Here is a 7,170-nt window from a genome sequence, read left to right on the forward strand (position 1 = left end):
CGAATCGTTGGGATGGATAAGTGTACTCAAAACGTGCCGTGCCTTGAAGAGGGGCCAGCTACGGAAAGGTGCATAATCACACGAATCTAAACAGGTACGCCGCCAGGAAACGATGGAAATAACTGGAGAATGTACTACATTCGATGCATGGAGGATTGGGGTTATTAGGACCTTCAATCATCTGCATGAAAATTATTATAAATATCTGCAAAATAAAATATAAAGCTTAGCATTTAGCCATTGCCAAACCTGCCAAATAACGCCATTTATTTTTGGCAGGTTATTTCGATATTCGATCAAATTTAAACAACAAAATTACTAACGAGATAAAAATGAAACTTGACGTAAAGATTGCCAATGAAATAGTAAAAAGAATAGATATTTCAGATGAAATTGGCAACAAAGCATTTATTACTATAAAACACAATCAAAATCTAGAATTGATTAACAAATTTGCAGATCTCTACTCCAAATTCAAAATGGAAATTTTTATAAATATCGTTTCTCCAATTTGGAAAAAATTTCCGGAAATTCTACCGAGTGGGATGAATGAACCTCTTGACGAATCCAGATATGCCTTGACAGAGGAATCAACAGCAGCCTTGCGTCTATTTATTTCCGACGCAAAAGAGTCTCTTGAGTTGATAGAGACGCTAATTCAGGGTAAATCCACGGGTTCGCTACTGAGTTCCGATGGTATTCATGAAATTTCAAAAACAATGCAGGATATTGTGCACTTTCTGGAAATCAATGAAAAACAACCTTAGTACCTTTAAAATCTCCAACGCTAGTACCAAATGACAATTATACGGCCGCGCGCAGCTGGCGCCGGTAGCTTCCGGGCTGGGCGCCGACGATGCGCTTGAAGGCGCGGGTGAACGCGGCGCTCGACTGGTAGCCGACGTGGCCGGCGGCCTGTTCGACCGAATCGCCGGCGCGCAGGCGGCCGGCCGCCGCCGTCATGCGCAGGCGCAGCAGGAACTGCGCCGGCGGCAGGCCGCCGACGCTGCTGAAGTGTTTGCAGAAGGCGGCGCGCGACATGTGCACCGCCCGCGCCATGCGGGCGATGCTCCAGTCCTCGCCGGGATGGCGCAGCATCTCGTCGAGCAGTGCGACGAACTCGCCGCGCTGGGCCAGCGCCAGCAGGCCGGCGCTCACCGTTTCGCACTGGGCGGCATGGCGGATCAGGTAGAAGAACAGCAGCTCGACCAGCCGGGCGATCAGCGGCGACGGCCGCTCCGGGTCGCCGCCGGCCTCCGCCAAGATCAGATCGAACAGGGCCGCGCTGTGGCGCAGCGCCGGGTCGCCGCTGCGGCACACTAGGTACTCCGGGAAGGAATCGATGACCAGGGAACTGAGCGTGCCGCCAAAGCGGAAGAAGCCGCAGGCCAGGCCGGCACCGCCATCGGGGCCAGCGCCGGCAGCGGCCAGCGGCAGCATCTCCTGGCCGCCGACGATGGCGCCGGGGTCGGGCGAAGGGCTGAGGAAGTGGGCCACCTCGCGCATCAGGAACACGCCGTCGCGCGCCCGCAGCTTGAGCGGCGCCTGGCCGGCCACGTGCAGGTAGCAGTCGCCGTGCAGCACCAGGTGGAAGCTGGCCAGGCCGCGATCGGCGGTCGAGGCGCGCCACGGGCCGCAATAGCGCCCCACGTGCAGGGCGGCCGCGTCCAGCTCTATGCTGCCGAGCAGCCATTGTGCGAGTGTTTCGGAGGCGGCCGGTTCCATTGATGGTGTGGCAAAAGGAATCGATTGTATGTCTTCCGCCCCGCCATGGACAGGATTGAATCCAAATAACCATATGCCGAATACGACGGGCGGGGATGGGCATGGTGTCGCCGCCCATCCCGCGCGCCGGCGCCTACGAGCCCTGCGCGGTCGAGGTCACGAAAATTTCGCGCATGCAGACGCTTTGCGGCAGCTGATAGGCAAACGCGATGATCTGGGCGACGTCGTCCGGCGCCAGGATGGAGTCGAGTGTGCCCAGCCAGTCTTCAAACATGGTGCGGGCGGTGCCCGGCTTGGTGCTGTGCAGCAGCGGCGTCTCGACCACTCCGGGCGACACGGTGCTGACGCGGATATTGTGCGCCGCCAGATCCAGACCCAGCGCCGCCGTGTAACCGTGCACGGCGAATTTTGACGCGCAATACGCGGCGTGCATCGGGAACGCCTGGCGGCCGGCGATCGAACTGACATTGAACAGCGTGCCGCGACGCTGCCTCAGCATGCCGGGCAAGACGCCCTGGACCAGGTTGGCGGTGCCGACCACGTTGGTCTCCAACATCTCGCTCAACTCCGCCGGCTCCTGCGTGGCCGAATCGGACAGCCGCATCACGCCGGCGCTGTTGACCAGGCAGTCGACGCCGCCAAAGCGTTCCTCCGCCAGCCGCACCGCCGCCTGCACCGCCGCCATATCGCGCACGTCGAGCGCGGCGCGGACGGACATCGGCAGGTCCAGCGCCTCCAGCGCCGCAGCCTTGCGGCCGATCAGCAGCAGCGGATGGCCGGCGGCGGCGAAGCGCCGGGCCACCGCCGCGCCGATGCCGGAACCGGCGCCGCTCACCACCACCAGCGCCGGCCGGCTCAATAGCCCGTCCCGGCCGGACGTTTGCGCTGGGCGCGCGCCTGCACGTCGGCATACATTTCCTGCACCGCGACGGCGGTGAAGTGGGCCATGTGTTCGTCGAAGCCGCCTTTGTGAACGATCGGCAGCGGCGGCACCGGCGGTTTGCCGAGCAAGGCTTCGTACAGGGGCGCGATCGGATCGTTCTTGTGCGCCTGGCGGAAACCGTTGGCGGTGACCGCCGCGTTCTCGGCGCCCGAGATCGATGCCGTCGGCGTCACGTCGGCCGGACTGACGCCGATTTGCGTCTTGACGAACTGGATGTGTTCATCGCGCCAGGTGCGCACATATTGGTGCATGTAGACCACGTGACGCAGTATCTCGGCGCGCGGGTCGCCGCTCTGGCGCAGCAGCGCCACGGCGATCTGCTGGATGCGGCCGTCGTCGGCGGCCAGCGCTTCATCCATCTCCGCCAATTGCAGGCGCAGGGCCTTGGCCAGCGAGGGATAGATCGTCAGGAACAGGCCTTTGCGCAGGTTGTGCGAGTGCGAACCGCTGGTGATCCCCAGCGCCGGACGGATGGCGAAATAGGCTTTCGGGCTGAGCGTGCGGACGATGGGCCGGATATTGTCGGTCACCACCTGCAGCAGCTTGCTGCACAGGCCGAGCGAGCGCGCCTGGTAGGCGAAGACTTCCTCGTCGTCGGCCAGCAGCGCGACGATGACGTCGCTGGCGACCTCGTTGACCAGGCCCACCAGCACTTCGCTGATCTGGTGGTAGGCGCGGAATTGCATCAGGCAGGTCGGGTCGTTCAGGTCGACACAGGTCACCGCCTCGCGCACCTCTTCGTTCTGGATGATGCGCTGGTAGAAGGTCGCGCCCTCCTCGGCCTCCAGCCGCTTCACGCCGGGCAGGCGGACCCGCTCCATCGCGTTGAGCCAGATCGATTCGTAATTGCTGTTGACGAAGGTGTGGAAGAACACGAAGCGCTGCGGATCGTCGAGATCCTTCTCGCCCAGATCGCTGTGCCGCTCGGTGGCCTCGCTGCGCAGGATCGCATGCATGCGCTCGGACTGCAGCAGGTACTCCTGGAACACCGCCGAATGGCGGATGCTGATGCTGTCGCCCGGCGTGTCGCCCTGGTCCATCTGCACCAGCAACTGCGACAGGCTGTACAAGGTTTCCTGGAACCGATTGGCCCAGCCGATCTTCAGCGAGGCGTCGCCCAGGTTGCCGCGCTGGACGTCGTCGCTGACGCGGCGCGCCAGCACCACCAGATTGTTCAGGCAGATTTCGGCACCACGGAAAATGGCGATGGCGGCCCGCGCCGACACCTCGTGGGCGGTGTCGTTGATCAGGCGGTCGAGGTACTTAACGCCATGCAGCAGCTCGTAATTGGCCAGCACGGCGGTGCGGTCGATCTCGCCGTTGGTGGAAAACGCGGCGCGGCGCATGCGGATTTCTTCGGCGTCGAAGGACTTGGCGAGCAGCTTGACGGTGGCGTGCTCCTCGGTGACAGGAAGATTGCTCTTGCTGTGCAAATAGGCGCGCACATCATCCAGGATCGCCTGAGCGGCGGAGACGGTTGGGGTGTCCATTTCAATTCCTCAGTGAATACAAAGTCAGGGCCGCAGGCGGGCGCCGGCGGGCGAATCGCGACAAAGTATAGGAATGCCGTCGACGCGGCGAAACTGCCATTCCCTCCAGTTTTTCGGAAATATTATCTGTAGTTAAATATTGCAAGTTTTGCACTTCCAATCCGCAACGGCAGGTCCAGGACACTCGAACATTTCGCTGCGACAACGCGCGCATCGCTCATTTCATTGGAACGCTTGCATGAATCTTCAATCTTCCCGCGACACCCTCAGCCAGCTGCGCCAGCACATGGCGCAACTGTACGGCCAGCCGGCGCAGCTCGGCCTGCTGGCGGCGCTGATGGATGCCTGCCACCAGGTCTACGGCAACCAGGGCGACGTCGTGCTGCACCTGCCCGGCCTGTCGTTCAAGCCAGCCAGCGGCGACGACGCGGCGGCGTGGCTGCGCCAATTGCTGGCCGCAGCCGACGCGGCGCCGGCACACGCGGCGCCCGTCAAGCCCCAGCAAGCGCTGGCCTTGGCGAGAATCGAAGTACGCAACGGCAATCTGAGCGTCGCGCTGGTGCCGGGCGACCCGCTGACGCACGACGACTGGAACGTCGCCGGCGCCACGGATCAGCTGGCGCTGCGGCAGACCTGGCAGTTCGCCGCCGCCACGCTGGCGCAGGCCCTGGCGGCGCAAGCCATCGTCGAGCTGTCGCGCGCGCTGGGCCTGGCGCGCAGCGGGCCGCCGCTGTATCTGGTGCACGGCGCCGATGGCAGCGCGGCGCCGTTCGGCGCGCTCGCCGCTCATTTGGACTGCCGGGTGCACGCCTTCCGCCTGCGTCGGGCGGGCTGCGATTTGCCGAGCATCCAGGCGCTGGCGGCGCACTACGCGCAGCAGTTGCTGGCCAGCGCGCCCGCCGACAACTACCGCATCGGCGGGCATTCCTTCGGCGCCATCGTGGCCTATGAAATGGCGCTGCACCTGCGGCGCGCCGGCAAGCAGGTCGAGCAGGTGATCCTGCTCGACCCCTCGCTGGCGATGGCCGCGCGCGAACGCAGCAGCGACGCCGCCAATGAGCTGCTCACCCTGTATCTGGCGCTCTATCCGGAGATGTCGGAACAACAGGTCGGCGGCCAGGTCGGCGCCGCCGAGCTGGAGGCGCGCATCGCGCAGCGCATGCCAAAGGCGCGCATCGAAGAGATCCTGCGCAACCGTGCCGCCTGCCTGGCGCTGCTGCGGCGCTACCACCCGACGCCGGCCGGCCGCGACCTCCCCGCCTGCCTGCACCTGCACGCCGAGCTGCCCCTGATCGCCGACTGGACCGCCGCCGCCCGGGCCCACCGGCAGCCCGGCATGGAAGTGCCCGGCAACCATTTTTCAATGCTGGCCGAGCCACATGTCGGCCGGCTGGCCCAACTTATACAACCGCATAGAGAACCAAGCCATGACCACTTCCTACGCCCCTGAATATCCGCACCAGCTGGTCGAGCGCCAGGCCCGCCTGACGCCGTCGCAACCGGCGCTGTGCTCGGCCGGCAGCACCGTCAGCTACGCCGAACTCAACGCCCGCGCCAACCGTCTGGCGCGATTTCTGCAAACGGTGCACCGCGTCCAGCCCATGGAAAGCGTCGCCGTCTGCAGCGCGCACGAGCCGAGCCGGGCGCTGATCCTGCTGGCGCTGGCCAAGTGCGGCGCGGTGTATGTGCCGATCGACATCGAATGCCCGAGCGAGCGTTTGCAGCGCATCGCGCAACAGGCCGGCGTGCGCCTGCTGCTGACGGCGCTGAGCGAGCGCCGCATGAGCGCCGAGAGCACGCTCACGGTGCTGCCCTTCGCCTCGGCCGAGCGCGCCGCCGCCAGCTTGGCCGACACCGACATGGCGCCGCTGGTGCCGCTGACGGCGCCGCTGTACATCATCTTCACGTCGGGTTCGACCGGCCAGCCGAAGGGCGTCGCCGTGTCGCACGCCGCCGCCCACAACCATTTCGACTGGATCGTCCGCTACCTGAGCGTCGGCCCCGGCGACTGCTGGCTGCAGAGCATCCACCCCTGCTTCGATCCGTCGATGCACGAACTGATGGCGCCCTTGATGACCGGCGCCCGCATCGCCTTCCTGGGCGGCGAACGCAACATCAGCGGCGAGCTCATCGTCGACGCCATCCAGCGCCACCAGGCCACCCACATGACCACCGTGCCGACCATGCTGAACCTGATACTGCGGGCGCCGGGGATGGCGTCCTGCGTCTCGATGCGGGCGGTCTGCGTGGGCGGCGAGGTGTTCCGGCCGGCGCTGGCGGCGCAGGCCAGCGCGCTGCTGCCGGGCGCCGAGATCCACAACGTGTACGGGCCGACCGAGGCCACCATCATGGCCAGCGCCTGGCGCTACGACGGCCTGGCGCAGGACTCGCTGCCGATCGGCGCGCCGGTCACCCACACCCGCTTCTACCTGCGCGACGCCGACGGCGGCGTGCACGGGCTCGACCCCTTGCGCGAAGGCGAACTGTGCATCAGCGGCGCGGCGCTGGCCAACGGCTATGTCAACGACGTTGCCGAGACCGGCCGCAAATTCATCCCCAACCCGGCCCGCACGGCGGACGACGCGGCGTTGTACGGCCGGCTGTACCTGACCGGCGACATCTGCCGCGTCGACGCCGGCGGCCAGCTCCATTGCATCGGCCGGGTCGACGACCAGGTCAAGATCAACGGCCAGCGCGTCGAGCTGGCCGAAGTCGAGGCGGCGCTGCTGGACTCCGGCCTGCTGGCGGACGTCACCGCGCTGATGGCCGGCTCCCGGCTGGTGGCCGCGCTGGTGCCGAAAGCCGGCGCCGACGCCGACGCGCGCTGGCTCGACACGCTGGCCGCGACGGCCGCGCGCGCCCTGCCGCCCGCCTGGCTGCCCAAACAATACCTGGCGATCGGGGAGATCCCGCGCCAGGCGCTCAGCGGCAAGGCCGACCGCAAAACCCTGCAAGCCATGTTCAGCGCCGCCGCCGCGCCGGCGCCGGCGCCGGCGCCGGCGGCCGCCGCCG

General features: G+C 65.2%; 6 protein-coding genes. 3 read left to right on the forward strand and 3 right to left on the reverse strand.

The genetic code is table 11. The features are described from left to right. Positions 1 to 332: 332 nt before the first annotated feature. A complete protein-coding gene (locus H7U20_RS13060; RefSeq protein WP_199759588.1) occupies positions 333 to 767 on the forward strand; it encodes a hypothetical protein in 435 nt (144 codons plus the stop codon). 37 nt (positions 768 to 804) lie between these two features. Here the strand turns inward: H7U20_RS13060 and H7U20_RS13065 are convergent, their stop codons facing one another. The 3 genes from H7U20_RS13065 to H7U20_RS13075 form a co-directional block, all read right to left on the reverse strand. Then, positions 805 to 1,725 carry an AraC family transcriptional regulator gene (locus tag H7U20_RS13065; protein WP_199759589.1) on the reverse strand — a complete coding sequence of 307 codons (921 nt, stop codon included), beginning with the start codon at positions 1,723 to 1,725 and terminating at the stop codon, positions 805 to 807. A gap of 133 nt (positions 1,726 to 1,858) precedes the next feature. Further along, a complete protein-coding gene (locus H7U20_RS13070) occupies positions 1,859 to 2,584 on the reverse strand; it encodes an SDR family oxidoreductase (protein WP_199759590.1) in 726 nt (241 codons plus the stop codon). After that, complete coding sequence (locus H7U20_RS13075) at positions 2,581 to 4,158, reverse strand: hypothetical protein (protein ID WP_199759591.1); 1,578 nt, start codon at positions 4,156 to 4,158, stop codon at positions 2,581 to 2,583. The genes H7U20_RS13070 and H7U20_RS13075 overlap by 4 nt, the downstream gene beginning before the upstream one ends. Positions 4,159 to 4,396: 238 nt before the next feature. Here H7U20_RS13075 and H7U20_RS13080 point away from each other — a divergent pair, with 238 nt between their 5' ends. Together H7U20_RS13080 and H7U20_RS13085 are read left to right on the forward strand one after the other, a co-directional pair. After that, complete coding sequence (locus H7U20_RS13080) at positions 4,397 to 5,608, forward strand: thioesterase domain-containing protein (RefSeq protein ID WP_199759592.1); 1,212 nt, start codon at positions 4,397 to 4,399, stop codon at positions 5,606 to 5,608. Next, positions 5,586 to 7,170 (forward strand): amino acid adenylation domain-containing protein (locus tag H7U20_RS13085; protein WP_199759593.1); only part of this gene is annotated, 1,585 nt, incomplete at its 3' end. The genes H7U20_RS13080 and H7U20_RS13085, both read left to right, overlap by 23 nt.

Origin of the sequence: Rugamonas violacea (assembly GCF_016461825.1) — a bacterium.
Lineage (GTDB): Bacteria > Pseudomonadota > Gammaproteobacteria > Burkholderiales > Burkholderiaceae_D > Rugamonas.

Coding starts and splice junctions, on each gene's coding strand:
- H7U20_RS13075 (WP_199759591.1), bottom strand. CDS start 4,158: ATGGACACCCCAACCGTCTCCGCCGCTCAGGCGATCCTGGATGATGTG.
- H7U20_RS13060 (WP_199759588.1), top strand. CDS start 333: ATGAAACTTGACGTAAAGATTGCCAATGAAATAGTAAAAAGAATAGAT.
- H7U20_RS13080 (WP_199759592.1), top strand. CDS start 4,397: ATGAATCTTCAATCTTCCCGCGACACCCTCAGCCAGCTGCGCCAGCAC.
- H7U20_RS13065 (WP_199759589.1), bottom strand. CDS start 1,725: ATGGAACCGGCCGCCTCCGAAACACTCGCACAATGGCTGCTCGGCAGC.